25 protein-coding genes and 1 other annotated feature are annotated in these 26894 nt (G+C 38.2%); of the genes, 7 read left to right on the top strand and 18 right to left on the bottom strand.

Going from position 1 to position 26894, the window contains the following annotated elements; translation table 11 throughout:
- Positions 1-98 precede the first annotated feature (98 nt).
- The 7 genes from glnA to IGI37_RS04475 form a co-directional block, all read right to left on the bottom strand.
- Positions 99-1439, bottom strand: coding sequence for a type I glutamate--ammonia ligase (gene glnA / locus IGI37_RS04505; RefSeq protein WP_438760243.1), 1341 nt, complete (start codon positions 1437-1439; stop codon positions 99-101).
- A gap of 61 nt (positions 1440-1500) precedes the next feature.
- The gene (locus tag IGI37_RS04500) at positions 1501-1884 is read right to left on the bottom strand and encodes a MerR family transcriptional regulator (protein WP_438760242.1); all 384 of its coding nucleotides are present in this window, start codon (positions 1882-1884) and stop codon (positions 1501-1503) included.
- A gap of 388 nt (positions 1885-2272) precedes the next feature.
- A complete protein-coding gene (locus IGI37_RS04495; protein ID WP_438760241.1) occupies positions 2273-2527 on the bottom strand; it encodes a hypothetical protein in 255 nt (84 codons plus the stop codon).
- A gap of 274 nt (positions 2528-2801) precedes the next feature.
- Positions 2802-4067 carry a GTPase HflX gene (gene hflX, locus IGI37_RS04490; RefSeq protein ID WP_438760240.1) on the bottom strand — a complete coding sequence of 422 codons (1266 nt, stop codon included), beginning with the start codon at positions 4065-4067 and terminating at the stop codon, positions 2802-2804.
- A 7-nt stretch (positions 4068-4074) separates the two neighbouring features.
- Positions 4075-5004: a tRNA (adenosine(37)-N6)-dimethylallyltransferase MiaA gene (miaA, locus tag IGI37_RS04485; protein WP_438760239.1), complete on the bottom strand. Its 930-nt coding sequence runs from the start codon at positions 5002-5004 to the stop codon at positions 4075-4077.
- Between the two features lie 7 nt (positions 5005-5011).
- Positions 5012-5746: a glycerophosphodiester phosphodiesterase gene (locus tag IGI37_RS04480; protein ID WP_438760238.1), complete on the bottom strand. Its 735-nt coding sequence runs from the start codon at positions 5744-5746 to the stop codon at positions 5012-5014.
- 159 nt (positions 5747-5905) lie between these two features.
- Positions 5906-6415, bottom strand: coding sequence for a hypothetical protein (locus tag IGI37_RS04475; RefSeq protein ID WP_438760237.1), 510 nt, complete (start codon positions 6413-6415; stop codon positions 5906-5908).
- 178 nt (positions 6416-6593) lie between these two features.
- Here IGI37_RS04475 and clpP point away from each other — a divergent pair, with 178 nt between their 5' ends.
- Positions 6594-7187 (top strand): ATP-dependent Clp endopeptidase proteolytic subunit ClpP, encoded by a 594-nt coding sequence (gene clpP, locus IGI37_RS04470; protein ID WP_438760236.1) that lies wholly within the window; start codon positions 6594-6596, stop codon positions 7185-7187.
- A 181-nt stretch (positions 7188-7368) separates the two neighbouring features.
- On the opposite strand, the gene IGI37_RS04465 is transcribed toward clpP, so the two are convergent.
- From IGI37_RS04465 to IGI37_RS04455, 3 genes are all read right to left on the bottom strand, one after another.
- Positions 7369-7857, bottom strand: coding sequence for a gamma carbonic anhydrase family protein (locus tag IGI37_RS04465; protein ID WP_438763579.1), 489 nt, complete (start codon positions 7855-7857; stop codon positions 7369-7371).
- A gap of 458 nt (positions 7858-8315) precedes the next feature.
- Positions 8316-10082, bottom strand: a complete 1767-nt coding sequence (efrB, locus tag IGI37_RS04460; protein WP_438760235.1) for a multidrug efflux ABC transporter subunit EfrB — start codon at positions 10080-10082, stop codon at positions 8316-8318.
- Positions 10079-11809, bottom strand: coding sequence for an ABC transporter ATP-binding protein (locus IGI37_RS04455; RefSeq protein WP_438760234.1), 1731 nt, complete (start codon positions 11807-11809; stop codon positions 10079-10081). The genes efrB and IGI37_RS04455 overlap by 4 nt, the downstream gene beginning before the upstream one ends.
- 475 nt (positions 11810-12284) lie before the next feature.
- Between IGI37_RS04455 and IGI37_RS04450 the strand changes: the two genes are divergently transcribed.
- The 5 genes from IGI37_RS04450 (at position 12285) to IGI37_RS04430 (ending at position 15409) form a co-directional block, all read left to right on the top strand.
- Positions 12285-12497: a DNA-directed RNA polymerase subunit epsilon gene (locus IGI37_RS04450; protein ID WP_438760233.1), complete on the top strand. Its 213-nt coding sequence runs from the start codon at positions 12285-12287 to the stop codon at positions 12495-12497.
- Between the two features lies 1 nt (position 12498).
- Entirely contained in the window at positions 12499-14175 is a 1677-nt protein-coding gene (gene rnjA / locus IGI37_RS04445) for a ribonuclease J1 (RefSeq protein ID WP_438760232.1), read from the top strand.
- A 113-nt stretch (positions 14176-14288) separates the two neighbouring features.
- Positions 14289-14528 (top strand): hypothetical protein, encoded by a 240-nt coding sequence (locus IGI37_RS04440; RefSeq protein ID WP_438760230.1) that lies wholly within the window; start codon positions 14289-14291, stop codon positions 14526-14528.
- A 34-nt stretch (positions 14529-14562) separates the two neighbouring features.
- Complete coding sequence (locus IGI37_RS04435) at positions 14563-14946, top strand: GNAT family N-acetyltransferase (protein ID WP_438760229.1); 384 nt, start codon at positions 14563-14565, stop codon at positions 14944-14946.
- 196 nt (positions 14947-15142) lie between these two features.
- The gene (locus tag IGI37_RS04430; RefSeq protein ID WP_438760228.1) at positions 15143-15409 is read left to right on the top strand and encodes a hypothetical protein; all 267 of its coding nucleotides are present in this window, start codon (positions 15143-15145) and stop codon (positions 15407-15409) included.
- 178 nt (positions 15410-15587) lie between these two features.
- On the opposite strand, the gene IGI37_RS04425 is transcribed toward IGI37_RS04430, so the two are convergent.
- Positions 15588-17108 (bottom strand): helix-turn-helix domain-containing protein, encoded by a 1521-nt coding sequence (locus tag IGI37_RS04425; protein ID WP_438760227.1) that lies wholly within the window; start codon positions 17106-17108, stop codon positions 15588-15590.
- Between the two features lie 343 nt (positions 17109-17451).
- Between IGI37_RS04425 and IGI37_RS04420 the strand changes: the two genes are divergently transcribed.
- Entirely contained in the window at positions 17452-18006 is a 555-nt protein-coding gene (locus tag IGI37_RS04420; protein ID WP_438760226.1) for a TetR/AcrR family transcriptional regulator, read from the top strand.
- A 181-nt stretch (positions 18007-18187) separates the two neighbouring features.
- Here IGI37_RS04420 and IGI37_RS04415 read toward each other — a convergent pair whose 3' ends face one another.
- The 7 genes from IGI37_RS04415 to tpx form a co-directional block, all read right to left on the bottom strand.
- A complete protein-coding gene (locus IGI37_RS04415; RefSeq protein WP_438760225.1) occupies positions 18188-19363 on the bottom strand; it encodes an RtcB family protein in 1176 nt (391 codons plus the stop codon).
- A gap of 580 nt (positions 19364-19943) precedes the next feature.
- Positions 19944-20144, bottom strand: coding sequence for a cold-shock protein (locus IGI37_RS04410; protein WP_161842864.1), 201 nt, complete (start codon positions 20142-20144; stop codon positions 19944-19946).
- Positions 20145-20294: 150 nt separating this feature from the next.
- The gene (gene radC, locus IGI37_RS04405; protein WP_438760223.1) at positions 20295-20990 is read right to left on the bottom strand and encodes a RadC family protein; all 696 of its coding nucleotides are present in this window, start codon (positions 20988-20990) and stop codon (positions 20295-20297) included.
- Between the two features lie 57 nt (positions 20991-21047).
- Positions 21048-21710, bottom strand: coding sequence for an HAD family hydrolase (locus IGI37_RS04400; protein ID WP_438760222.1), 663 nt, complete (start codon positions 21708-21710; stop codon positions 21048-21050).
- The gene (locus tag IGI37_RS04395; RefSeq protein WP_438760221.1) at positions 21703-23013 is read right to left on the bottom strand and encodes a bifunctional folylpolyglutamate synthase/dihydrofolate synthase; all 1311 of its coding nucleotides are present in this window, start codon (positions 23011-23013) and stop codon (positions 21703-21705) included. Before IGI37_RS04395 ends, IGI37_RS04400 begins: the two co-directional genes overlap by 8 nt.
- Before the next feature lie 174 nt (positions 23014-23187).
- Positions 23188-25839: a valine--tRNA ligase gene (locus IGI37_RS04390; RefSeq protein WP_438760220.1), complete on the bottom strand. Its 2652-nt coding sequence runs from the start codon at positions 25837-25839 to the stop codon at positions 23188-23190.
- 51 nt (positions 25840-25890) lie between these two features.
- Positions 25891-26105, bottom strand: a binding site (T-box leader).
- A 32-nt stretch (positions 26106-26137) separates the two neighbouring features.
- Entirely contained in the window at positions 26138-26635 is a 498-nt protein-coding gene (gene tpx / locus IGI37_RS04385; protein WP_438760219.1) for a thiol peroxidase, read from the bottom strand.
- Positions 26636-26894: the final 259 nt, after the last annotated feature.

Genomic DNA, 26894 nt, shown 5'->3' with positions numbered 1-26894 from the left:
GCCTATTACCAATAGCTTTCTTACACCTCGATATTATAAATCCCTTTGCAGTTAAAAAACCGCCACAAGCATTGCTGTGTGGCGGTTCAAATAGCTGATTAATACAGCTCTAAATATTGTTCTCTTTCCCATTCAGAAACAGTTTGACGGAAGGCTGCCCATTCCATACGTTTTGCTTCGACAAAGTTTGAGTAGATATGTTGACCTAATGCATCAATCATCACTGGGTCTTTACGTAACTCTTTAATAGCATTGTGAATAGTTGATGGAAGATCTTGAATTTGAGCTGCTTCTCGTTCTTCTTCATTCATCACATAGATGTTGCGATCCACAGCTGGTGGCGGTGTTAATTCATTACGAATGCCATCCAAACCAGCTTGTAATAATACAGCCATCGCCAAATATGGATTAGCAGAAGGATCGACTGAACGTAACTCTAGTCGTGTCGATAATCCACGAGATTCTGGGACACGTACTAACGGCGAACGGTTGTGACCACTCCATGCCACATAAACAGGTGCTTCATAACCTGGAACCAAACGTTTGTATGAGTTAACAGTTGGGTTACAAACTGCTGTGTAAGAACGTGCATGTTTTAATAAACCGCCAAGGAAATGATACGCTGTTTTGCTCAATTCCATTTCGCCATCTTCATCATAAAAGGCATTTCCTTCCTCTGTGAATAATGACATATTACAATGCATACCTGAACCATTAATCCCAAATAAAGGTTTTGGCATAAATGTCGCGTGCAAACCATGCTTTCTAGCAATTGTTTTTACAACAAGCTTGAATGTTTGAATATTATCACAAGCATCCACTACATCTGCATATTTAAAATCAATCTCATGTTGGCCTGGAGCAACTTCATGGTGAGAAGCTTCGACTTCAAATCCAAGACTTTCTAATTCTAAAACAATATCACGACGGCAATTTTCACCCAAATCAGTTGGTGCAAAATCAAAATATCCGCCACGGTCATTTAAATCAAGTGTGATTTCGCCATCTTCATCTAATTTAAACAAGAAAAATTCTGGCTCTGGACCTAAGTTGAATGATGAAAAGCCCAATTTTTTCATATCATTTAATGCGCGTTTTAAGTTTCCACGAGGATCTCCAGCAAATGGCGTCCCATCTGGATTATAGATATCGCAAATTAAGCGTGCAACTTTTCCATGATCGCTTTCCCATGGAAAAATCATCCAAGTAGATAAATCTGGGTATAAGTACATATCACTCTCTTCAATACGTACAAATCCTTCAATCGAAGAACCATCAAACATCATTTTATTGTCCAATACTTTGTCTAATTGACTAACTGGTACTTCAACATTTTTAATTGTTCCCATGATGTCGGTAAACATCAAACGTAAAAATCGAACGTTCTCTTCATCTGCGATTTGTCTTATCTCTTCTACTGTCTTCGCCTTTTTTGCCATAATTAATTCCCTTCCTCACACTTCATTTATTTACTTATTTATATTCCACAATCCGTTCACACTAAAAACGAGTATTCCCCGATTGAAATGGATGTTGTTGACCGAATCCACCTTGCGCTAACATCTCATCGTGTAAAATACGACGCACATCACCATCTGTTAACGGTTGATTCTTTTTCCTTGCTGCCTTTTCTTCTGTTCGTTTCATCTCATAAACACGTTTAATTCCCGCCATGTTCAGACCATCTGATAAGTAGTCTTTGATTTCTAACAATGTATCAATATCGTTGAGAGAGTACATTCGACGATTTCCTTCACTACGTTCGGGATGAATCAAATCCTGCTCTTCATAATACCGAATTTGTCGGGCTGATAAATCAGTTAGTTTCATCACTGTACCTATTGGAAATACAGACATAGAGCGTCGCAGTTCTTTTTCTCGCATGTTTTTCTCCTCTCCCAATCATTGTTCAAACAAAGCTTGTTGCGCCAACCTAATTACTTAAGTTAGTGTAAGAATAGCAGTTCAAAAAAAGTCTGTCAACCCCGTATGTAAGGTTTTCTGACATGAAACGAAAAAAGTTTTCATCTGACTATACCATTCTAATCCGAATGTTCGGAAATAGCCTATTTTCACACTCGGCATAACAAATAAAGTAGACCTTTTAGATATAGATCACACTATATTATTTATTTCTTTTTTTGATAAGATACGCCTCTAAATCTTCACTTAATGTAAAGTTTTTTTTGAATTTATCGACAATCTCATTCTGCTTACTTATCAAAAGAAGTAAAGAACTATCCACGGCAACAATTTCAGCGTCAGCAAGTGGCTATTGAATTTTTAGTGGCAAACGCCAAATCCCATCATAAATCTGAGCATCTGGATATAAATCATAACCACTCACTTCTTCATACGTAATTTCCTTTGAAAATGCTGAAAAAACACCCCAAATGAATTGAATGTCATCCTCTCTCACTAGCTTGAGTAATTCATCACCACTCAGCCAAACATCACTATCCGCTTCTAAGATAGGATTCGGATAATGATTACATTCAACATCCGTCAGAAACCAATTATAATTCAAGACATACTCCTCGATTGAAGTTAATACCAAATTCATATCAGTGTAATCGTTCATTTCTTTTTTGGTATAATTCCTTTCATTTATGACAGTTCCTAAGTCTAGCATTATACGGAAAATCTATAATTTTGCAGAAAATAAACGGACGCTCTACCTTACATTTATCCAAAAAGAGCTAGCTCACTGAATAAGTAAACAAGAGTTTGTTTGACTTATTCAGTGAGCTAGCTTTAGAAAATTCTTCTAATCTGTTCACTCATATCACTAGGATAGGTTGTTACTCCCATTCGTCTAATTCGGGCATTTCTGATGTTTTATACAACCATCGTGAGTTTTTCAGCGCAAAACCTTTTAAGGCGTATACATCTAATGCTTCGATGTACTCTTCAGAAAAGACAAAGGTTTGTCGTTTGATTTCATTTAGCTCTTGACCTTGACTACTAGGAATCTCAATCGTATACGGCTCCATTAACTCCATCAATTGCAAACGAATCGCTTTAATCAGCTTTTCTTTGCCTTCTTGGTTTTTGGCGCTTGTCAGTACATTGGGAAACAAAGTCGGTGTAAATTGATTTCCATCAATCTGATCTGCTTTATTATAGACTGTCAAAATCGGTACATTACCTAGCGACAACTCTTCAATTAACTTACTGACGGTCATCTCTTGTTGAATCCTATTTTCAGCGCTCGCATCAACAACATGCAAAAGAAGGTTCATTCCTTGACTTTCTTCCAAGGTCGAATGAAACGCATCAATCAGTTGCGTCGGTAAATCTTGAATAAACCCAACTGTATCTGTCAAAGTTACCTCAAGCCCCTCTGGTAGACGCCACTTTTTGGTCAAAGGATCCAATGTCGCAAATAACTGATCGCGGGCATAGGTCTCCACATTCGTTAATAGGTTTAAAATCGTCGACTTGCCCGCATTTGTGTAGCCAATCAAACCAATTTGAAACACATCTGCTTGTTGCCTTTTCTGCCGATTTCTTTCTCTGTGAGCTGCAACTTCTTTCAGTTCTCTTTTTATGACAGTGATTTTATTCCGGATATGCCGTCTATCTGTTTCTAGTTTTGTTTCCCCAGGTCCACGTGTCCCAATCCCACCACCCAATCGTGACATGGATTTCCCTTGTCCAACCAGTCGTGGCAATAAGTAGTTTAATTGAGCTAACTCAACCTGAAGCTTGCCCTCTTTCGAACGGGCACGCATCGCAAAAATATCCAGAATCAGCTGGACGCGGTCAATCACTGCAAGACCAACCGCTTCATTAATTAATTGGCTTTGACGTGGAGAAAGTTCATGGTTAAAAATAATCAACTCTGCTTCATAGGCATCAGCGAACTGCGCTAATTCCTCTAGCTTGCCTTTTCCAATCAACGTCTGACGATCGACTTGTTTTCTTTTTTGCGTCAGAGAAAAGACCACTTCTCCATTCGCTGTATTGGTCAAACTCTTTAATTCTTCCATCGACTCTAGAAAATTTTTCGTATTTTCTTCTGTCTCAACACCGACAATTATGACTCTCTCTTGTGGCTTTTTCATTGAACCTTCACCCCTCACGCAACCATTTTCCAACTTTTTTTTCAATTTGTTTGACTGCTTGAGGGTCTCCAACAACATCAAACCAGTCGACCGTCATTCTGTTTCGAAACCACGTTAACTGACGTTTTGCATAGCGTCGCGAATTTTGTTTGATTGTCTCTACCGCAGAGTCTAGAGATTCTTTTTCTGAAAGATAACCAAATAACTCTTTATAACCAATCCCTTTCGCCGCTTGCGTCTCAGGGTATTTGGCAACTTCTTTGGCCTCTTCAATCAATCCCTCTGTCATCATTTTATCTACTCGCGCGTTGATTCTCTGATACAAGACTGCTCTATCCGTATCTAAACCAATGATATATGCGTCATACAATTTCTCAGGTACTTCTTCAGGCTCTACTATACTTTTACCTGTCTGTTCAAAAACCTCCAGCGCCCGAATCACCTTACGCCGATTGTTAAAATGAATTTTTTCAGCCGCTAGACTATCGACCGCCGCCAGTTTTTTCCATAACGCTTCATTGCCATTTTCTAGAGCGTACTGTTCATAAGTTTCTCGAAGAGGATTGGGTGCATCTGACGCCTTTTGTTCCGCCGCTCCTAATTTGTAATCATAAATAAGCGCTTGAACATAAAGACCCGTTCCACCTGCAACAATTGGCAGTTTCCCTTGACGCTGAATTTTTTCGATAGCTAGACGCGCTTCTTTTTGAAATTCGGCAACAGAAAAAGATTCCGTCATCTCACGAATATCAAGTAAATGATGAGAAATCCCCGCCATCTCAACTTGTCTCACCTTTGCCGTGCCGATATCCAAGTGACGATAAACCTGCATGGAGTCTCCGCTAATCACTTCGCCATTAAATTTTGTCGCTAAATCGATACTAAGACTTGTTTTCCCGACAGCTGTCGGACCAACAATTACAATTATTTTATCCATAACTCTCCTATTTTTTCAGACTTCGTTTCAAACGAACCGCTTTTTCTGGAAAATCTGTAATGATCCCTGTCAATTTTTGTTCAAAACAGGCAAGCATTGTTTCACTTTCATTGATTGTCCATGGTCGAACTGCTTTTGGAAATGTTTGAACCGCTTCTCCCACTTCACGAACCCAGTCAATTTTTGGATGAATCCCTTCTATAAAGGAGCACTCAATTGCTCGTTTGACCTTTGACTCAGCAGCCCCCATAATATAATCCAGTTGCGTCTTCGGTTCGAGCTGATGCATAATTTCTAAGGATTTCAGATTAAAACTACTATACCAATGTGTAAACGGCCAGACTTGACTCATCATTAATTTAGAAACCTTTTCCTCAATCCCTGGGTATGGGCATTTATCTGTTTTAATCTCTATATTTAAAAAGCCTCGAAAATTTTTTTGAACGAGTAGATTAAGCACTTCTTTTAACGTGGGCACTTTAGCTGCCGCATACTCTTTTGAAAACCAAGAACCTGCATTCAACTGTTTGATTTCTGCCAGAGTCATCTCACGAATAGCACCTTTTCCATCCGTTGTTCGATTGACTTCCTCGTCATGCATGACCACTAATGCGCCATCTTTGGTTAAATGAACGTCCAACTCGATGCCATCCGCTTCGGCACGAACTGCTTCAGAAAACGCAGGTAACGTATTTTCTGGGCGAGTACCACTACTTCCTCTATGAGCCATAATTACAGTCATCTACTCTTCACTCCCAACTCTTCTATTGTAACACTGACTAGAAAAAATGAGCAGATTTTCCGCTAAAAAACGAAAAGAGTCAAACGAAAGCATAATTATTTTCGTTTCACTCTTTTTATTGATTCTCGTAAATTCCACACGTAGTTATCTTCAAACCTTTTAAATGAAATTCACCGCATCATTGGTCAGTTGTTTAATTTGAATCTTTTTCTCTTCAATCATTTCAATTAACTCCTCAGAGAAATTTTCCAGAATCACACGTCCACCTTTATAGGTATACCCGCCAATCTTAACCGTTTCTTCAGGCGAAAGAACAACTTTTCGGTGAGAAATATTCTTGAAAAACTGTTCAAGAATATAATTTGGTAAATAAAAATTATTTTGTGAGGTATACGTTTGTAAATAAACAAAATCATCTATTGTTATATAACAATCATCAAAAGCATCAAAACTGACATATTTTTCGAGCAAAACATTTCTTTTTTGTAAAATTTCATTCACTTTTTTATTTAGCTCATTTAAAACCTCAATCTCTCGAACCCGATTTTCTAGATTTCGGCGACGTAATTCTTTTTTCTCTTGATATCTCAGTTGTAGATAAAAAGCGAAGCTAACAATTCCCGCCCCAACTAAGACACCCACTAGACCTGCCAAAGCAACACTTAACATAGGATTCCCCCCGATTTTTCTCTCATTTCATATAGTACCACATTTCCCTTTTCCATGAGTAGTAGATTGAATGAAAACTTTCTATTTGACCTTTTTTGACCTTATGTGTATACTACTTTTTAGATAGTAAAAAACTATGGTAAACTATTCCTGAAAGAATTTAAGGAGGAACTATTTTATGAATTTAATCCCTACAGTTATCGAACAATCATCTCGAGGAGAGCGCGCGTATGACATTTACTCTCGTTTACTAAAAGACCGCATCATCATGTTAAGCGGACAAGTAACAGACGATTTAGCGAACTCAATCATCGCTCAATTGCTTTTCTTAGATGCACAAGATTCTGAGAAAGACATCTATTTATATATCAACTCACCTGGCGGAAGCGTAACGGCTGGTATGGCTATCTATGACACAATGAACTTTGTCAAAGCAGATGTTCAAACTATCGTTATGGGAATGGCTGCTTCAATGGGAAGTTTCTTGTTAACAGCAGGAACAAAAGGCAAACGTTTTGCTTTACCAAATGCTGAAATCATGATTCACCAACCACTAGGAGGCGCTCAAGGCCAAGCAACTGAGATTGAAATTGCTGCTCGTCACATCTTACAAACACGTGACCGCTTAAATAAAATCTTATCAGAACGCACAGGTCAACCATTAGAAGTCATCGAAAAAGATACAGATCGCGATAACTTCATGACTGCAGAACAAGCCAAAGAATACGGCTTAATCGACCAAGTAATGGAAAACAGTGCATCATTAAGCTAAAAAATACGTGTTAAGCACTAAACCGAGATAACCCAGATGCTAATCAACCTGATTTGTATCTGGGTTATTTTTTTGTGCCAAAACATATGTCCTTTGTTAAAGTGGATACAGAAACAACTCAATATTTTTCGCCGAGTCACCTATGATAGGTTATGAAAATTTTGATAAAAAATTCACTCATCTATTCCCTAACTCTACGATACTTTCCTTCTTGAAACTGTTGACCCTTTTCGACATAATGACGGATATTCTCTTTGTTCTTTTGAATTTCCTCTTGCGTTAAGGGACGAATCACCTTGGCAGGTCGACCAAATGCCAAGACATTGGGCGGAATCACTTTACCTTCTGTCACTAAAGAACCCGCACCAATCAATGAGTTCTCACCAATTACTGCTCGATTTAAGATGGTTGTCCCCATGCCAATCAAGGCACCATCTTGAATCTGACAACCATGAATCATACATTGATGCCCAACAGTTACGTCATTTCCGATAATCGTTGGCGCGCCATGATCGACATGAACAATGGTTCCATCTTGAATATTGGTTCGCGCGCCTACCACAATTTTCTCTGCGTCGCCTCTTAAAACTGCCTGAAACCAAACCGTTGAATCTTCTCCTAGTTGTACATCCCCATAAACATCTGCACTTGCTGCAATAAATCGTCTCATCATTTTGTGTCCTTTCTATTAAAGGTTGGGATAGATGCGAATAGCTCCGTAAAAATAAGAGGAAATTATCTAAAAATATCTCTTCAATTTTTTGAGAATTTTAACTTATTTTGTAGGAGTTGCTTCTATAACCACCGTCTATCAAAGGTTGGGATAGATGCGAATAACTTCGTAAAAATAAGAGGAAATTATCTAAAAATGTCTCTTCAATTTTTTGAGAATTTTAACTTATTTTGTAGGAGTTGCTTCTATAACCACCGTCTATCAAAGGTTGGGATAGATGCGAATAACTCCCTTCCATTTTCAGCCTGCCCTAAACAGCGTCAGTTGTCCCTACCTGAATTACCTTCCACACATGTAAGTATACCAAAAAATCGAAGCAAGGCCTAAAGACACCCACTTCGATTTTATGTTTTATCGGTTTGACTAACTTGTCTAACTTCCTTTACGAATAGCGGTTATTCGTAATCACCATCTTCGGCGAATTGGCTGTTGTACAGTTTTTCATAGAAACCACCTTCAGCTAACAAGCTTTCGTGCGTTCCTTTTTCAATAATTTCTCCTTGATTCATCACAAGAATCAAGTCTGCATCGCGAATAGTTGATAGACGATGGGCAATAACAAAGCTTGTACGTCCCTTCATCACTCGGTCCATCGCTTTTTGAATTAACGCTTCAAGACGCGTATCAACAGAACTCGTCGCTTCATCCAGAATAAGAATTTTCGGATCTGAGATTACCGCACGGGCGATTGTTAAGAGTTGTTTTTGCCCTAAGGAAATATTGTCTCCCTCAGAGTTAATTTCCATCTCATATCCATCTGGCATCGTCCGAATGAAATGATCCACATTGGCTGTTTTTGCCGCATCAACCACTTCATAATCTGTTGCTTTTAAATGACCAAAACGGATATTATCAGCAATCGTTCCTTCGTATAACCAAGCATCCTGTAAAACCATCCCAAAGATTGAACGAACCTCACTTCGGTCCATTTTTTTGGTATCAATGCCGTCGACTCGAATTGCCCCTTCATTAACGTCATAAAAACGCATCAAAAGATTGATTAGAGTCGTTTTCCCAGCACCAGTTGGCCCCACAATCGCTACCGTTTGACCCGCTTTAACTTCAAAATTCAAATCTTGAATCAACGGTTTTTTTGGATCATAGGCAAAAGAAACATGGTCAAATTTAACATGTCCCTCTAACGTTTCAGGAATCGGAACATTGACTTCATTTTGAACTTCTTCTGGTTCATCAAGGATTTCGAAAACCCGTGTTGTCGCAGCTGAAGCACTTTGCAAAACAGAAGAAAGTTGAGTGATATTTCCCATTGGTTGACTAATTTGCCAAATATACTGGATAAACGCTTGTAACTGCCCCACAACAATAACACCTGAAATCACATAAAAACTTCCCATGACAGCCATTCCAATATAAGTCGCATACGCTGTCAGTTGAACAAGTGGCATCATTAATCCAGAGATAAAGGCTGATCTGAAGCCAAAATATCTCAACTTATGGTTCACGTCTTTAAAACCTTCTAATGTTTCTTTTTCACGACCATAAACCTTTAATACACTGAATCCTGTCATATTTTCTTGCACATACCCATTCAAATCACCCAAAGAATTTTGCATGCCTTGGAAATATTTTTGAGAAGCTTGGACAATTTTTTTCGAAATATAAATCGACAATGGAATCATAATTAATGAAATCACAGCCATTAATGAATGGATATAAAACATCATCGCAACTGCCATAACGATTCCTAAAATAGCATTGACGATTCCGATAAAGGCCTGTTGCATCGCGCCGCTGACCGCATCCACGTCGTTGGTTACGCGTGATAAAATGTTCCCTTGTTGGTTTTTATCAAAGTAAGAAACAGGCAAACGATTGATTTTTTCTTCGATATCTCGACGCAAATCTTTCATCGCATGTTGTACCACATTGGCCATCAAAACACCCGATAGCAGCTGAGCCACTGAGTAGCCAACCCCAACAATCGTAATCCAAACCAAACACATGATAATATAATCAAAGTTGACGGCTTCTTTGTTCGCGATATTTTTAGCAATTTCTGTTGTCGGTAATCCCGTAACATACGGCATAGCAGCATTAAATGCCACCGTTAAAACGGTAAATAGAATCACTAAAATAAAAGAAACTCTATATGGTTTAATATATTGGCCTAGACGCTTTAGCGAAGAGAATGTGTTTTTCATGACAATTCCTCCTCTGACAATTGAGACGCCGCAATATCATAATAGATTGGGCAATTCTCAAGTAATTCTTTATGCGTTCCCATACCGACCACATCACCTTCATTAAGAACGATGATTTTGTCCGCATGCATAATTGTTCCCACACGTTGGGCAACAATCAAAACAGTTGATTCAGTTGTTTCTTTTTTCAAACGAGCACGTAAATTCGCATCCGTTCGATAATCCAAAGCAGAAAAACTATCATCAAAAATATATATTTCTGGCTCACGAATGATCGCTCGAGCAATCGCTAATCGCTGCTTTTGCCCACCAGAAAAGTTTGCCCCACCTTCTGAAAGGTGTTCGTCATAGCCATCTGGTTTTTGCGAAATAAACTCTGCTGCTTGCGCAATATCTGCAGCACGTTCCATTTCCTCTTTGGTTGCATCTTTTTTTCCATAACGTAAGTTTTCAGCAATCGTTCCAGTAAATAGCAAGGCTTTTTGAGGAATGAAGCCAATTTTTTGACGCAAAGCACTCAGCTTATAATTCTGAACGTTTTCACCATCTATCAGAATTTCTCCGTCACTGACGTCGTAAAAACGCGGAATCAATTGAATCAATGTTGATTTACCGCTTCCGGTGCTCCCTATAAAGGCAACCGTTTCACCTGGGCCTGCCGTAAAACTGACGTTACGAATGACCGGACTTTCTGAATGTCCAGGGTAAGCAAAGGTCACGTTTTTGAACTCAATATACCCTTTCGTATCTGTTTCTGTAATCCCCGTCTCATCTTCAACAATCGATGGTTTTGCATCCAAAGCTTCTTGAATCCGGCGAGCAGAAACAGCGGCACGTGGGTACATCATAAAGATACTTGCAAATAACATAAACGAGAATAACGCATGGAAGATGTATTCAATAAACGCAATCAAATCTCCCACTTGTAGGCTACCTGCTTCAATCTGTAATGAGCCACTCCAAATAATTAAGACCATCACAATATTGAATAGGAAGAAAAAGCCTGGCTGCGCTACAGCCATCAAACGGAATAAACGTTTTGAGCTATCCGTGTAATCTTCATTCACTTTTTCAAATCGTTCTTCTTCAAACTTTTCATTAACAAAGGCGCGAATCACACGCAATCCTGAAAGGTTTTCGCGAAGAATACTATTGATACTATCAAGATTCTTTTGTTGTTTGTTTGATAAAGGCTCTGAAACACGCGCAATCGCCACAACTGCTAAAAGTAATAGCGGTAACGCTCCTAACACATACCAGCCCAGACTGACACTTGTTCGCATAACCATGTACAAACTTACGAAAAACATCATTGGCGTCATAAAACCAGTCCGCAAGATATTTTGCATAAATAACATGATTTGATACGCATCATTGGTCGTTCTTGTAATCAACGAGGAAACACCAATCGTTTCATACTCCGTGTGAGAATACGTTTGAACCTTTTCAAATAAGTCATCGCGGATATCTGCCACTATATTTGTTGTAATCCGCGCAGAAAAAAAGCCTAACAAAATATTCATAATAATTCCAATTGCAGTAATCACAATCATCAGAATCCCTTGTTGCTTCACATAGTCAAAGTCATTTTTGCCTATGCCTAAATCGATCATTTTTGCCAAAATTGTTGGCAACCCTAATTCAATTAAAATAAAACCGAACACACAGATAAAATCAAGAAATAGCAATTTCTTATATCGCATCGTGTAATGCCACATTAATTTCAATTAATCAGCTCCCCTCTTTTTTATCGATTACTTCCAATATAGCACACCAATTTTTTTAATAAAACACCCATTTTTGAAAAAAAGTCATTTTTCTGAAAAAAAGACCGTTTTCTTTTCGATTTTCACAACATTCTTATTTAATTATGAAAAAAATAACGTTTACTTTTCCATTTTTTATTCAATTTCATTAAATTCTTCTAAATCCCTCACGCTAGTTTCTATACTTATCAATTATTCTATGATAAAATATCTATAATTGTTGTATCTTGCATACAAAATGTCCGGTGAAAAGTATTACGATTAGCAGAAAGCAATGTCGAGGCTTTCTCTTCTTTTGATTACAAAAATGTATCAGAAGAAGCATACAGAGTAAACTTTAGGTGGCGGCTATGCCCCCCGTTTTTTGCTGTGCAAAAGAAGGTCAACTAGTTAGATTACTGCAAAAAGCAGAAGATAGATAAAGGAGACGAACTATATGATTTACAAAGTTTATTACCAAGAAACAAAAGAGCGTAACCCAAAGAGAGAACAAACACACTCTCTATACATTGAAGCAGACACAGAAGTGATTGCTCGCCAATTAGTCGAAGACAATACCCCGTACAACATTGAATTCGTACAAACTCTAGACGGAAATCATCTTGAGTATGAAAAAGAAAATGCTGAATTCACATTAACGGAGTTTTAGGATGAAGCCTTTTATTAAAAATAATGAAACAGGCGTCTTTGCAATTGGTGGTTTGGGTGAGATTGGAAAAAACACATATGGGGTACAATTCCAAGATGAGATTATCTTGATTGATGCGGGAATTAAATTTCCTGAAGATGATCTTTTAGGGATTGACTATGTTATTCCAGACTATAGCTATATCATCCAAAACATTCAAAAGGTCAAAGCGTTGGTCATCACTCACGGGCACGAAGACCATATCGGTGGCGTTCCCTATTTACTGCGTCAAGCGAATATTCCTATTTATGCAGGTCCTTTAGCACTTGCTCTGATTACAAACAAATTAGATGAGCATGGCCTACTAAGAGATGCTGAGATGCATGAGATTAATGAAGAAACGATTATTCGTTTCCGCAAAACAACCATTAGTTTCTTCCGCACGACTCATAGTATTCCTGATGCATTAGGTGTGGTTGTTAAAACCCCTTCTGGAAATATCGTCGCAACTGGAGATTTTAAGTTCGACTTTACGCCAGTTGGAGAACCCGCTAACCTACACAAGATGGCCCGTATTGGTGAAGAAGGCGTTCTTTGTTTACTATCAGATAGTACAAATGCGGAGATTCCAACATTCACTAAATCAGAAAAAACAATTGGTGCATCGATTCAACGAATTTTCGAAAAAATCGATGGTCGTGTCATTTTCGCCAGTTTTGCTTCAAACATCTTCCGCCTCCAACAAGCGGCCGATGCGGCTGTAGCAACCGGACGAAAAATTGCTGTCTTTGGGCGTAGTATGGAAAATGCGATTGTCAACGGTCAACGGTTAGGTTACATTAACGTACCGGATGGAACCTTTGTTGACGCACATGAGATTAATCGATTGCCAGCCAATGAAACGATGATTCTTTGTACTGGTTCTCAAGGGGAACCCATGGCCGCTCTTAGCCGAATTGCCAATGGAACCCATCGTCAAATTCAAATTCAACCAGACGACACAGTGATTTTCTCAAGTTCTCCTATTCCAGGAAACACAACTAGCGTCAATCATTTAATTAACTTATTATCTGAAGCCGGCGCTGAAGTGATACATGGAAAGATCAATAACATCCATACTTCTGGACACGGTGGGCAAGAGGAACAAAAATTAATGCTTCGTTTAATGAAGCCAAAATACTTTATGCCTGTCCATGGTGAATTCCGAATGCTTAAAATTCATACATCCTTAGCACAAGATACAGGCGTTCCAGCTGAGAACTGCTTTATTTTGGAAAACGGTGATGTGTTAGCACTCACTGCCGACAATGCTCATGTAGCCGGACATTTTAATGCTGGAGATGTGTACGTTGACGGAAATGGTGTTGGTGATATTGGAAATGTTGTCTTACGCGATCGTCGAATCCTTTCTGAGGAAGGATTGGTGCTTGCTGTTGCAACCGTCGATATTGCGAAAAAAGAAGTTTTAGCTGGACCAGATATTTTATCACGAGGATTTGTCTACATGCGTGAATCTGGCGAGATGATTAGTGAGGGGCAACGAATTTTATTCCACGCCTTACGCGAAGTCTTAAATGCGCCAGACTGTACAGAAGCTAAACTTCGAGATGCGATGACAGGTGCTTTACAACCTTTCTTGTTTGAAAAAACAGAACGTCATCCAATGATTTTACCAATGATCATGACCCCAGATAACTAATCTTTTAGGAGCTGCGCAAACTAGCACAGCTCCTTTTGTGTAAGTTCTGTAAGGTGCGTGCAATCAGATCCTGTAAAACAAATATGGCCTATGACTTTCTAAGGAGTGACAAAATGAACAAAGCAGAAAAAGAGCAATTCGTTAAAGAAATTGTCGACGAACTTATCAAACGTAAGGGAAACAAAATAAAAATCAAAACCCAAACGATGAAACTAAAGAAAAAATTCGATACACGCGCAGAAGCAAAAGAATATGAACAACAATTTCGAGAAAAATATTCATCTGCTTTATTTGTCGAGTTAACTCGGATTCTGGAAGGAGAAAATACCACTGACCTCGTTAGAACTAATTAATATCGGCGAAGAGAACTGGGATATATTTTGTTCTATGTACCCTGGAGACGAAGGAGCAGACTTTGTCTCCTCTAATGCATACTCACTGATACAAACTTATTACGAAGGCACCTGGAGCACAAAAGGAATCGTATATAATAGTGAGGCTGTAGGATTTACCATGTACGGATTTGACCAAGAAACTAACCGCTATGAACTTTGCAGACTAATGATAGACTATCGACACCAGAACAAAGGTCTTGGTAAAAAAAGTCTCTCTTTTATTATAAATGAGATGGTTACTAGTCTTAATTGTCAAAAGATATTTCTAAGTACCCGCCCGGAAAATAAAAGAGCGATCTCTTTATATGAGTCATTCGGGTTCTACAAAACTGGCGAATTACTAGAAGAGGAATGCGTTTTTTGCTTAGATATGTAATGTGAAAGACTCCTTTCTAGCTTTTATTAGCTGGGATAGCTATTTTTACCACTCAACTAGAGCTCTACTTGTTCCAAAAATAATCACTTCTATAAGAAACCTTGTTACAAGCATGAAGAGACTCCTGAATGTTTCGTTTCCTATTTACTATCTACTTACCTGACAAGATTTAGAATTTTTAAAAAGGAGCACTGATATGACCAATGAACAACTGCTATTTTTCTCTAAATTGCAACAGATTCAAGAACAAGTTGTTAGTTCTCAAAAGTATTCTCCTGACGACATGACGAAAGAGACAGCTTATAATTTAACCTATGACACCATATTTAAAATTTTAGAATTAATTGATGGTTATACAGCTGAAACTCTTACACTTGATTTAATAGATGACTTGTCAGGAAATTCACTTAAATCTGGTATTCAACTACATGACAAATACGCAGATTATTTAACTAGTTATTAACTCTAGTATAGGCTCAGATTATATTAACTCTTTGTATGCTTCGCTTCACCTTATGTAGCCCAAACAAAAACCCCCATTGTATTTTTTACTAGTTTCAGAAAAAAACACATCAGAAAGTTAGCTCATCGCGCTGACTTTCTGATGTGTTCATTTCATGTTTTCAATCACAATCTTTGAACTAATGTAACATTTCTTTTGTATTAACAACAACTCGCTCTTCCAAAAGCGCTAAAATCGTATCAAACAAATGCTCCCATTGATACTGATTGTTTAAATCCTCCAAAAAGAATATTTTTGTTTTTGGATTCCGTTCCTCTTCCATGGAATCTGATATAATCAAATCCGCTTCCTCAATATGATTAACAATTCTCACCGTTTTCGGATTAAATAGATTTTCCAAACGATAGCGAATCAACGACTCCCCAGACATTCCTTTTAATGAATTGTGGATATAGATTCTGATTTGTTTTTTTTCTAAACGAATCAGCGTTGCATATAAAATTCCGACGATAAAAATCTTATTATTGGAAACAAAAAACTTGTATTCTTTTGGACTTTTCTCTTTTGCAAAATAATCTAAAAAATCAATCACCGAAATTCGTCGTTTGGATACAGCATAATCTAACGATGCATAATGATAGATTACTTCCACAAATTTATCTTTCCCGTAGCTGACATACCTATCCCGAATAAACGGAAAGACCATCTGATACATGAGTAGCGAAATTTCATTCTCTGACATAGATAAGTCAAAATGCTGATCAAACTCAGAAATAATCTGTTGAAGTAGGTGAACAATTGGATAATCAAGTTTACGAATCTGATTTCCAATTTTCCTCAAATGCCCCGATAACTCAAAAACTTTAGACAACTGAACTTGTACAATAAACGTGCTAAAATACAGTTCCTTTTGGTAATCTTCTGGCGTAATTTCAAAATTATATAACTGTTTTGGTTTAAAAATTGGGTAGTCAATTGAGATAAGTCGTAAAATTTCTTGCGTTTGTGCATCCATCTCCTCAATCATATACCCTTTTGAGGCACGTAAAGAATTCACTGCATACCAAAAATAAAGGGTCTGTTTTTCGGAAAATGACTTCTTATCTAGAAAATTTCGATAGCTAACCGTTAATTGCTGAGTAATCTGTTGCTCCTCAATATGTATAAACGGCCATTCTACGCCAAGATATGTATGACTAAATAAATAAAACCCCAATAGCCGAATCGAAGCTTCCTCTCCATCAAAGGTCAGCGTCTTTTGTTGTGTCACAATTTTGATATGAAAATCCTTTAAAAATTGATTGGTTTCATTAATAACCTTATAACAGTAGGCTTCTGAAATATTCATTTTCTCACAACAATCAGATACTGTTAAGTCAGATTCCAAGTAATTCAATTTCAATAATTGAAAAACGGTACTCTGTTGACAATAAAAAAGTGTCAGCTGATGATAAATTCTTGAAAGATCCTCTGTTCGATTCACAAAAGAATAGGAGAAGTTGGCCGATTGAACAATATCTCCTTCAATTCCCAAACTTTCTAAATCACTTGAAACTTCCTGCAGCATTCGTTTAATTGTTGTTCTTGAAAACTGAAAGACATCCATTAGCTCTTTAATCGAAACTGGTTTTTGAATGATAATATATCGAAATAGTTCTAATTTTTTCCCCGTACTTTGTTTTAATAACTTCTTAATCAATTTACACATCCCATTTCATAAAAATAGATAATATAGTTGGTGGTCTTCTATAAAATAACCAAATATATTTTTTTGTTTATAGATTCTTTTCCCCACAATACTATTCTATCAGACTTTTATTATAAAGTGGTAACTTCCTTGCCAATTTATGATGATTTTTTAATAAATTCTTATGGTATTCTCTAAGAATAGAGGGTTTGCTTGTTCTAGTTTGCTAATAATCTATATTAACAAGTGCTAAATAGTTAGTGGAAACTTGCATTTATCGTACCACCTGTCTATTTTTCTTAGCTGCTTCCTTTTATTCACCTCACAAAAAATAACTATAAAGGAGTTAATCAATATGGTTCGAACAAAAAAAATCTATCGCGAACAGCTTCTACAGGGTGCCTATCAATTAGTCGTTGATGAAGGTTTCAAACATTTTCATGCCAGAAAAGTTGCCAAGGTCATTTCTTGTTCAACTCAGCCTATCTATCGAGAATTTGAAAATCTGACTATCTTTAAAACGGCTACTAGTGAGTATATCATTCAAACGGTTGAACAATTTTTAACCGATAAAGAGCGAACTGACTTGCCTTCTTTTTCTGAGATCATTTGCCAATACGCTCAGGAAAACCCCGATGAGTTTGACCGTTTCTTCTTGATTGATGAAACCTGTCGACCATTAATGAAAGAGTTAATTAGTGTTCATTTTAACAATTTGGTTATCTCCATCCCTGAGTACGAGAATATCTCAGCTGATCAGTTAGACCAACTATTTGATTTATTCTGGTTCTACACTTTAGGAAAAGCCGCACAACGCGCACATACACACACATATAATGAAGAGGAAATCGATTTACATAGTGGTTTACATGAAACTACACAGCTCTTTGCTCAAAAGTTTGCTGTCTAAAAAACTTACATAATATAAACGATTGAAACAAGTTGCAACAATATAATAATTCGGTGATTTAAAGTCTAAAAACCCCTGCAAATCAATCATTTGCAGGGGTTTTGTTCTACTTTATTACTAGCGAAAACTTTTAACCAAACTCACCAGATAAGTGATTTGACTTGCTAGGCCAACTACTTCCTTATCCTTTAAAATTATATAGCGGACGAATAATCTCCTCTACATCAACAGCGGATTGAAGGTCTTCTAATAATGGTTTTACAGGCTTATAAGCTTTCGGTGATTCATCCAATGTTTTTTTAGAAACCGAGGTTGTCCAGACTTGTTTCATTGTGTGTTGGAAGCTTTCCAGGCTCAACTTCCTTTTTGCTTCTGAACGACTCAATTGTCTTCCTGCACCATGTGGACCAGAATAATTCCACTCTGGATTTCCTTTGCCTTTACCTAAAATACTCCCATCCTTCATATTCAGTGGAATAATCAGCTGTTCACCCTTTTGAGCAGAAACAGCTCCTTTTCGTAAAATGCCGTTCTCTAAATCAATATAATTATGAGGACAATCAAAGCTCTCAACCACTGACTTATGCCACTTCATTCCCTTTAAGATGACTTCTGCCATCAAGCGGCGATTTTCTGCTGCATACCGTTGGGCAATCTGCATATCAGATAGGTAGTTTGCAAGAGAATTCCCCTCCAAATAAGAAAGCTCATAAGGAATTTTTAAGGCTTCTCTTTCCTCCCAAAGCTGTCTTGCCAATTCTTCATTTTTTTGCGCTTCGGCTTTGTTACTTTCTATTTTCAACTCTTTTCGTTGTTGAGACAATTCTTGAAAAGCTTGTTCTTGATGGTACTCGGCAATCTCTTTTCCTAATATTCGGCTCCCACTATGAATAACTAAATAATACCCATCGCGCCCTTCATTAACTTCTATGAAATGATTGCCGCCACCCAAAGTCCCTAAGCTTCGCAGCACCCAGCCCTTATGGATAGGTGCATGAACCTCCCCTAACTCAAATTCCGTTACAGGCTTCTGATGCGCTTGGTTTCCACTCGGTACTCTAGTTCTGATAATCCGATCTAGCTTATCAAAGCTTAACTTGCAATTTTTCTTCAGTTTGACAACATATAAGCCACAGCCAATATCCACACCCACTAAGTTTGGCACCACTTTATCGCCAATGGTCATTGTCGTCCCAATCACACAACCAGTGCCGCTATGTGTATCTGGCATAATACGAATTTTGCTACTCTGAGTAAATGATTGACTGCACAACGTAATAATTTGCCCAATCGTTGTCTCACTAACCGCATCTGTATAAATTTTTGCTTCATTATATTTTCCTTTAACTGTTAACATTCTAATTCCTCATTCTCTTATTAAAATTGGGGATAGAAATAACAGTTGAAACTCCCTTAATCAGGAAAACAACTCAATTATTTATCCCTTTGTTCTATTCTCATTTTCTTTTTCGTTCCAATCATTGGACCCACCTCCGTTAATCTGTTCCCTCTAAAAAAGCAGAAAAACCCCTCAATCACAAAAAAATGATCAACGGGTCTTCCTGCCTATACTTAAGTCTATGTTAGTGAGAGTGCATGAAAATTTTCTTGCACCACACACTTGCGTCACCAGCTGTATAATCATTTTTTATTCTCAATTCTTTCTGTTTGTTCACGTTTGTGTTTGTCATAATCATGCCTCTCCTTTCTTTAAATATTTGTCGTCTGTCTCTAAAAAAGAACAAACGTTGTTAATCAACTACTTTGACAGAATACCATGTGATTTTATCTGTTGTCAAATAGTTTTTAAACAATTCTGGTGCTGGAAAAGTTCCTAACAATTTTGAGCAGCAAAAAAGAGGACACCGAAATGTCCTCTTTTCTTAATTTAATTTGAAACAACACCATTTGAAAATGGGTTTTATATGAAAATTAAATTAGTTTTTTTCTACGTTTACAGCTTGAGGGCCGCGGTCTGAATCTTCAACGTCGAAAGTCACTGGTTGACCTTCTTCTAAAGTTTTGAATCCGTCGCCTTGAATTGCTGAAAAGTGAACGAATACGTCGCTTCCGTCTTCACGAGAGATGAAGCCAAATCCTTTTTCAGCGTTAAACCATTTTACTGTACCATGTTCCATAATAAATATCCTCCTCGTGCTAAAGCACTTAATTAATTGTAACATTGCTCGAGTCCGATAGAGGCGTCACTGGTGTTACAACTTCTATTGCCCAACAAGATTACAGTTAATATTGTACCGTTGAATTTTTGGTTTTGCAAGATATAGCCCTTATTTTTTCTTTAATAATTCGTCTTCCTTTAAACTGGTATACGTACTATGCCCAATAATGATATGATCCAATAATTCAATTCCCATCATTTCCCCGCATTGACTCAATCGCTGCGTAAACATAATATCTTGTCCTGAGGGAGTCGCATCCCCCGATGGATGATTATGAGCAATAATTAAACTTGCTGCATGATACCTTACTGCCCCGTGGAAAATCTCACGTGGGTGTGCCACACTTTGATTCAGGGAGCCAACAAACAATGTTTCCTTTTGGATAATCTCGTTTTTGGTATTCAAATAAAAACAAATAAAGTGCTCCTGCTGGTAGTCTTTTAACTCATGAATCAGCTGTTGAGCAAGATCAAAGCTTGCCCGAATCTTCCCAACTTTAGGTTGACTGGCCTCCTCCATTCGACGCCCCAACTCAATAAGCGCTCGGATCTCTATTGCTTTAACTTTACCAATTCCCTTTATCTCCATTAGCTCTTCGATAGTCGCTCCCTTAAATGTGTATAAATTCATAAATCTACCTAGTACGTTTGCTGCTAAATCCATCACATGTATAGGATGTTGTCCTGTTCTTAGACAAATCGCTAACAGTTCTTGATCAGAAAGAGATTTCTCTCCTTGCCTAATTAGGCGCTCTCTTGGAAGAGAACTATCTGGTACTTCTTTTATTAATAGCTTTTCTTTCATAAAAAAACTCCTTTGCATCGTCTCATAACTAAACTACGCAAAGGAGCTGGTTGATTTTTATTTATTCTCAAGATAAGTAATGACATCGAACAACGTCTCTACTACATCGAGTGATTTTTCTTCTAATTCTGCAGTTGGTGGAACCAAATCAGGAACCATCATTACGGGAATTCCTGCCGCCTCTGCAGCTAGTACCCCATTGCGAGAATCCTCTAAAACCAAGGTCTCCTCTTTTTTTGATCCCAGCTTTTGACAAGCTACTTCAAAAATTTCGGGGTCTGGTTTTGCTCGAGTGACATCTTCAGCAGAAACAATCGTAGTGAATTTTTCTTTCAAACCAACCTTATCTAATAACATCTCGATAGTTGGTCGATTGTTACTTGAAGCGACCACGCGTGGAATATTGTTTTTTTCTAAGAAGTCAATCAACTCTCTGACTCCCGGTTTTAGTTTGGCTCCATCATTTGAAAACAGGTATAACGTTTTTTCATAAGAATCGTTGATAAACGTTTGAATGGTTTCCTTACCAAACTCGGCAAAAAACTCATGGTACTTTTCTTCCAATTCTTCATCTGAAATCCCAATAAATTGAATATAGCTTTCTAAGCTAAACGGCATACCAAGTGTATCAGCGACCGCTTGAGACGCTTGGTAATAAATCATTTCAGTATCAAAAATTAGTCCATCCATATCAAAAATTACACCATTTACTTTAGTCATCATTTCCCCCTACTGTTAATAAAAATTCTCGAACCTCAGATACAAAATAGAGTGAACCCGTCACCAATAACAAGTTCTCACTATCCATTTTTTCTAATATTTCTGCTAAGCCAAATTGCCACAATGAAACAATTGTTAGTTGTTCATCAGCCAAATGCGCAAACGTTTTGAGCTCAATAGCCCGTGGATAATCAAACGTTGTTAAATAGATATGAACATTTGGAATGGTTTTTAACAAGGTCAACATCTCTTCGATATTTTTAGTTTTTAAGCCTGAAAATAAAATGTGAAGCTCGTACCCTTTAAATTCCTTCTTCATCGTTTGAACCAATCGCCTGATCGCATGTTCATTATGGGCACCATCTAAAATAACTAACGGTTCTTCACTCAACCGTTCCATTCGTCCCGGCCATCTAGCATTGGCTAAGCCCGACGCAATTTCTCTTTGTTGAAAAGTGAGTCCTTTGAGCGCACAGTATTGATAAAATAGCTCGATTGCCACACCAGCATTTTCCACTTGGTGTCTACCCAACAGGCTAGTTTTTAGCTTGATCAAACGTCCTGCTTCGTTGTAAAAATTAAAAACTTCCCCCCACCGTTCATCAGGATGCAAGTATTCAACTCGGTAATCTTTTTCATATTGTCGAACAGGTGCCTGTTTTTTTCCTGCTTCTTCCAAAATGACGGCCATCGCTTGTTCAGAGATATTTCCCGTAACCACAGGAATCCCTTCCTTGATGATGCCAGCCTTTTGAAAAGCAATCTCTTCTATAGTATCTCCTAAAATATCCGTATGATCCAAACCAATCGTAGTGATGGCTGTTAACATTGGTACGGCTACATTGGTGCTATCCAATAGACCACCTAACCCAACTTCAATAATCGCTACATCCACCTTTTCTTGAAGGAAATAATCAAAAGCCATCGCTGTAAGTGTCTCAAATTCAGTAATCCCTGAAACCTCTTGCTCACGATCCATCTTCTCCACGAGCACTTGATATTTTTCTGCATACTGAATAAATTGTTTATCAGAAATAGGGTGGCCATTTATTGCGATTCGTTCATTGAATCGTTCAATATAAGGCGAGGTAAAGGTTCCTACGCTAAGCCCAACCTCCTCCAATAAACAACGAAGGTCCGTTACAGTAGAGCCTTTTCCGTTCGTCCCCGCGATATGAATAGTCGGTACTTTCTTTTCTGGATGATTTACACGATCCAGTAACGCATTTACACGGTCTAATCCAGGTCGAGAGCCAAATGGCAGACGACTGTGAATCCATTCAATTGCTTCTTCAATAGTCATCGTATCACTCCTTCACTGCCATTATAGCAAATTTTGAAATGAATAATGTCAAAAAAACAACAAAGATGAAAAATCTCACCTTTGTTGTTTAACATAAGCCATAAAACAGTCTACAAACTAAAGTTTGCCGCAACAGACTCTAATTTTTATCAATTTTTGTCGCATATTCACTAATTAGCCAATTGTGCGTAGACTTTGAATCCGTTCTTTAACAGCTGCTTGTTTTTCAAGATAATCTTTCTCTTTTTCTTTTTCAACAGCCACCACCTCATCAGGGGCGTTTGCGACAAAACGTTCATTTGAAAGTTTGCCTTGAACACGTTTCACTTCGCCATCCCATTTCTTCAATTCTTTTTCAAGACGAGTGATTTCTTCTTCAATATTGATTAATCCCGCTAACGGAAGATAGATTTCTGCCCCTGTTAAAACAGCTGACATCGCCAAATCTGGCACCGCTAGTTCAGCGGCAATCACTAACTCTTCTGGATTACAGAAACGTTCAATATAGCTTGTGTTCTCCGCTAAAAACTTACCAACTGTTTCATCTGTTGCTTTGATTAATAAAGTAATTGGTTTTGATAACGGCGTATTCACTTCTGAACGAATGTTTCGGACTGCGCGGATTAGCTCTTTTAGCACTTCCATTCCATTAGCTGCTTGTTTGTCATCAAATTCAGGGTGAACCACCGGATAATCGGCGATAACCAACGACACACCTTCATGTGGTAAGTTGCTCCAAATTTCTTCTGTTACAAACGGCATAATTGGATGTAATAAGCGTAAAATTTGGTCTAATGTGTATACCAAAATACTGCGCGTCGTTTGTTTAGATGCTTCGTTTTCACCGTAAAGAACTTCTTTACTCATTTCAATATACCAGTCACAGAAATCATCCCAAATGAAATTATATAACTGACGACCTGCCTCGCCAAATTCAAAGCGGTCAAACAAATCAGTTACTTTTTCAACGGTTTCATTTAGGCGTGTCAAAATCCAGCGGTCAGCCACTGTTTTCTCGCCTGTTAAATCAATTTCTTCAACCGTCATTCCCTCAACATTCATCAATACAAAACGTGAAGCATTCCAAATTTTGTTAATGAAGTTCCATGAGGCATCCATTCGTTCATAACTAAAACGCATATCCTGCCCTGGCGCAGAACCATTTGATAAGAACCATCTTAGCGCATCGGCCCCGTATTTTTCGATGACTTCCATTGGGTCAATTCCGTTTCCAAGAGACTTACTCATCTTGCGGCCATCTTCGGCACGAATCAAACCATGCATCAAAACATTCTTAAATGGACGTTTGCCAGTAAACTCTAAACTTTGGAAAATCATACGACTTACCCAGAAGAAGATAATATCATAGCCTGTAACGAGTGTACTTGTTGGGAAATAACGTTGGAAATCTTCGCTCTTTTCGTCCGGCCAGCCCATTGTTGAAAACGGCCAAAGAGCTGAGCTAAACCAAGTATCTAGGACATCAACATCCTGTGTCCAATTTTCAACGTCTTCTGGCGCTTGCATCCCTACATACATTTCACCTGTTTCATTGTGGTACCAAGCAGGAATCTGATGCCCCCACCAAAGTTGACGAGAAATAACCCAATCATGCACGTTATCCATCCAGCGAATAAAGGTTTGATCAAAACGTGGAGGGAAAAATTCTACGGCATTCTCTGTTTCTTGATTCTCCATCGCTTCTTTCGCTAAAGGTGCCATTTTAACAAACCATTGCGTAGACAAACGAGGCTCAACAACGACCCCTGTTCGCTCAGAGTGACCGACACTATGAACCATTGTGTCAACTTTTACTAGACGACCAATTTCTTTCAAGTCAGAAACCACAAGCTTACGTGCATCAAAACGATCCATTCCTGCGTACTTACCAGCAAGTTCATTCATGGTCCCCTCTTCTGTCATAACATTTACACGAGGAAGATCATGACGATTGCCCACCTCAAAGTCATTTGGGTCATGAGCAGGCGTGATTTTTACAACTCCTGTTCCGAATTCCATATCCACATATTCGTCCGCAATAATCGGAATTTCTTTGTCGATTAATGGTAATATAACCGTTTTCCCAATAAGCGCTTGATAACGTTCATCATCTGGATGAACCGCCACAGCCGTGTCGCCAAGCATCGTTTCTGGTCGTGTAGTTGCAATTTCAAGCACACCTGAACCATCCGCCAATGGATACGTCATATGGTAAAAGGCTCCTTCAATGTCTTTATGAATCACTTCAATATCAGACAACGCTGTACGAGCTTTAGGATCCCAATTAATAATATATTCGCCACGGTAAATCAAGTCTTTCTCATAAAGAGTCACGAAAACTTTACGAACCGCTTCTGACAAACCATCATCTAAAGTAAAACGCTCGCGGCTATAATCAAGAGATAAGCCCATTTTGGCCCATTGTTCACGAATATGGCTCGCGTACTCTTCTTTCCACTCCCACACCTGATCAACAAATTTTTCTCTTCCTAAATCATAGCGAGAAATTCCTTGCTCTCTTAATTTTTCTTCTACTTTAGCCTGTGTTGCAATTCCGGCATGGTCCATCCCAGGCAACCAAAGTGTATCAAATCCTTGCATCCGTTTCTGACGGATAATCATATCTTGTAAAGTTGTATCCCAAGCATGTCCCAAATGTAGTTTCCCTGTCACGTTTGGTGGTGGAATAACAATTGAATACGGCTCAGCTTTTTTGTCCCCATTAGGCTTAAATAAATCTTGTTCTAACCATTTCTCATAACGACCTGCTTCTACTTCTTGAGGGTTATATTTTGTTGACAAATTGTTTTCCTCTGTTTCAGTCATTTGTGTTCCTCCTTTAGTTTAGATAAAAAAAAGCCCTAAAATACTTTCGTATTTTAGGACGTAGTTTACGCGGTACCACCTAAATTGCAGGTCTCTCCTGCCTCTTAATGCGTGAGTTAACGATCACGACTCGTCTGATTTTACTTCCTATTCAAACCAAACAGCTCCCAAGCTACCTTCACTGGCTCCATCTGAAAATCTCCCACCAACCGATTTTCTCTCTAAAAAATGAACACTCAGCTACTCCTCTTGTTCTTCACCTTGATTCATTTTACAACGAAGTATTTTCAAAGTCAATTCAGCTTTTTACTAACTCTTTAGCAGCTTCCAATGCTCTACTGTAATCAGGTTCATTCGTTTGTTCCTCAACCAACTCTTCATAGGCAATTGTCCCCTTCTCATCTACCACAAAAATAGACCGAACAAACCGTCCTGTTTCAGGAACAAACAGCCCATACGCCTGCCCAAAAATGGATTCAGGATCATGAAGCATCAACATATCAACACCTTCAGCTGCACACCAATTTGCTTGTTCTTCGCGTGTATTGTTAGAAATCGTCACGAAATGAATCCCGGTTTCTTTGGCTGCCTCTTGATTAAATCGTTTCGTCTGAATGGAACAAACGCGTGTATCAATATCTGGAACTACACTAATCAACACTGGCTTACCTAATAAATCAGACAGATGAACAATTTGTTTCTTGATGTTTACCAATGAAAAACCTGGTGCCTTATCTCCTACAGCAGGTTGTACACCTGGTGCTTCCATCACTTGCCCTTTTCTAGTAATTTTCATCAAATCACGTCCCTTCTATCCGAAGTATATTCGAAAAAAATCAATCATGAAAGAAAACTGCTTACAATCAATAAAATTTATGCAAAAAAAATACGAGCCACATACATGACTCGACTGAACGGCACAAGGGCATACAAGGCGGCTTATCCATTTCAATCCACGAGCCACATACATGACTCGACGTGACTTAACCATCGATTAGGAGTACTCAATGCGATATTTCAATCCACGAGCCACATACATGACTCGACGAATTAAG

It is taken from the genome of Enterococcus sp. AZ194 (assembly GCF_051713825.1).
In the GTDB taxonomy this organism is placed as follows: domain Bacteria; phylum Bacillota; class Bacilli; order Lactobacillales; family Enterococcaceae; genus Enterococcus_K.
Note: the sequence above shows the minus strand (reverse complement) of the source record. Positions and strands in the feature narration are given on the sequence as shown.

What these genes read in the sequence shown, in the direction of transcription:
- clpP (WP_438760236.1), top strand. Translation starts at nt 6,594, where the DNA reads ATGAATTTAATCCCTACAGTTATCGAACAATCATCTCGAGGAGAGCGC.
- IGI37_RS04450 (WP_438760233.1), top strand. Translation starts at nt 12,285, where the DNA reads ATGATTTACAAAGTTTATTACCAAGAAACAAAAGAGCGTAACCCAAAG.
- IGI37_RS04440 (WP_438760230.1), top strand. Translation starts at nt 14,289, where the DNA reads ATGAACAAAGCAGAAAAAGAGCAATTCGTTAAAGAAATTGTCGACGAA.
- IGI37_RS04415 (WP_438760225.1), bottom strand. Translation starts at nt 19,363, where the DNA reads ATGTTAACAGTTAAAGGAAAATATAATGAAGCAAAAATTTATACAGAT.
- IGI37_RS04390 (WP_438760220.1), bottom strand. Translation starts at nt 25,839, where the DNA reads ATGACTGAAACAGAGGAAAACAATTTGTCAACAAAATATAACCCTCAA.
- IGI37_RS04420 (WP_438760226.1), top strand. Translation starts at nt 17,452, where the DNA reads ATGGTTCGAACAAAAAAAATCTATCGCGAACAGCTTCTACAGGGTGCC.
- IGI37_RS04475 (WP_438760237.1), bottom strand. Translation starts at nt 6,415, where the DNA reads ATGTTAAGTGTTGCTTTGGCAGGTCTAGTGGGTGTCTTAGTTGGGGCG.
- IGI37_RS04430 (WP_438760228.1), top strand. Translation starts at nt 15,143, where the DNA reads ATGACCAATGAACAACTGCTATTTTTCTCTAAATTGCAACAGATTCAA.
- IGI37_RS04500 (WP_438760242.1), bottom strand. Translation starts at nt 1,884, where the DNA reads ATGCGAGAAAAAGAACTGCGACGCTCTATGTCTGTATTTCCAATAGGT.
- efrB (WP_438760235.1), bottom strand. Translation starts at nt 10,082, where the DNA reads ATGAAAAACACATTCTCTTCGCTAAAGCGTCTAGGCCAATATATTAAA.
- miaA (WP_438760239.1), bottom strand. Translation starts at nt 5,004, where the DNA reads ATGGATAAAATAATTGTAATTGTTGGTCCGACAGCTGTCGGGAAAACA.
- rnjA (WP_438760232.1), top strand. Translation starts at nt 12,499, where the DNA reads ATGAAGCCTTTTATTAAAAATAATGAAACAGGCGTCTTTGCAATTGGT.
- hflX (WP_438760240.1), bottom strand. Translation starts at nt 4,067, where the DNA reads ATGAAAAAGCCACAAGAGAGAGTCATAATTGTCGGTGTTGAGACAGAA.
- glnA (WP_438760243.1), bottom strand. Translation starts at nt 1,439, where the DNA reads ATGGCAAAAAAGGCGAAGACAGTAGAAGAGATAAGACAAATCGCAGAT.
- IGI37_RS04465 (WP_438763579.1), bottom strand. Translation starts at nt 7,857, where the DNA reads ATGAGACGATTTATTGCAGCAAGTGCAGATGTTTATGGGGATGTACAA.
- radC (WP_438760223.1), bottom strand. Translation starts at nt 20,990, where the DNA reads ATGAAAGAAAAGCTATTAATAAAAGAAGTACCAGATAGTTCTCTTCCA.
- IGI37_RS04480 (WP_438760238.1), bottom strand. Translation starts at nt 5,746, where the DNA reads ATGACTGTAATTATGGCTCATAGAGGAAGTAGTGGTACTCGCCCAGAA.
- IGI37_RS04410 (WP_161842864.1), bottom strand. Translation starts at nt 20,144, where the DNA reads ATGGAACATGGTACAGTAAAATGGTTTAACGCTGAAAAAGGATTTGGC.
- IGI37_RS04400 (WP_438760222.1), bottom strand. Translation starts at nt 21,710, where the DNA reads ATGACTAAAGTAAATGGTGTAATTTTTGATATGGATGGACTAATTTTT.
- IGI37_RS04395 (WP_438760221.1), bottom strand. Translation starts at nt 23,013, where the DNA reads ATGACTATTGAAGAAGCAATTGAATGGATTCACAGTCGTCTGCCATTT.
- tpx (WP_438760219.1), bottom strand. Translation starts at nt 26,635, where the DNA reads ATGAAAATTACTAGAAAAGGGCAAGTGATGGAAGCACCAGGTGTACAA.
- IGI37_RS04435 (WP_438760229.1), top strand. Translation starts at nt 14,563, where the DNA reads ATGTACCCTGGAGACGAAGGAGCAGACTTTGTCTCCTCTAATGCATAC.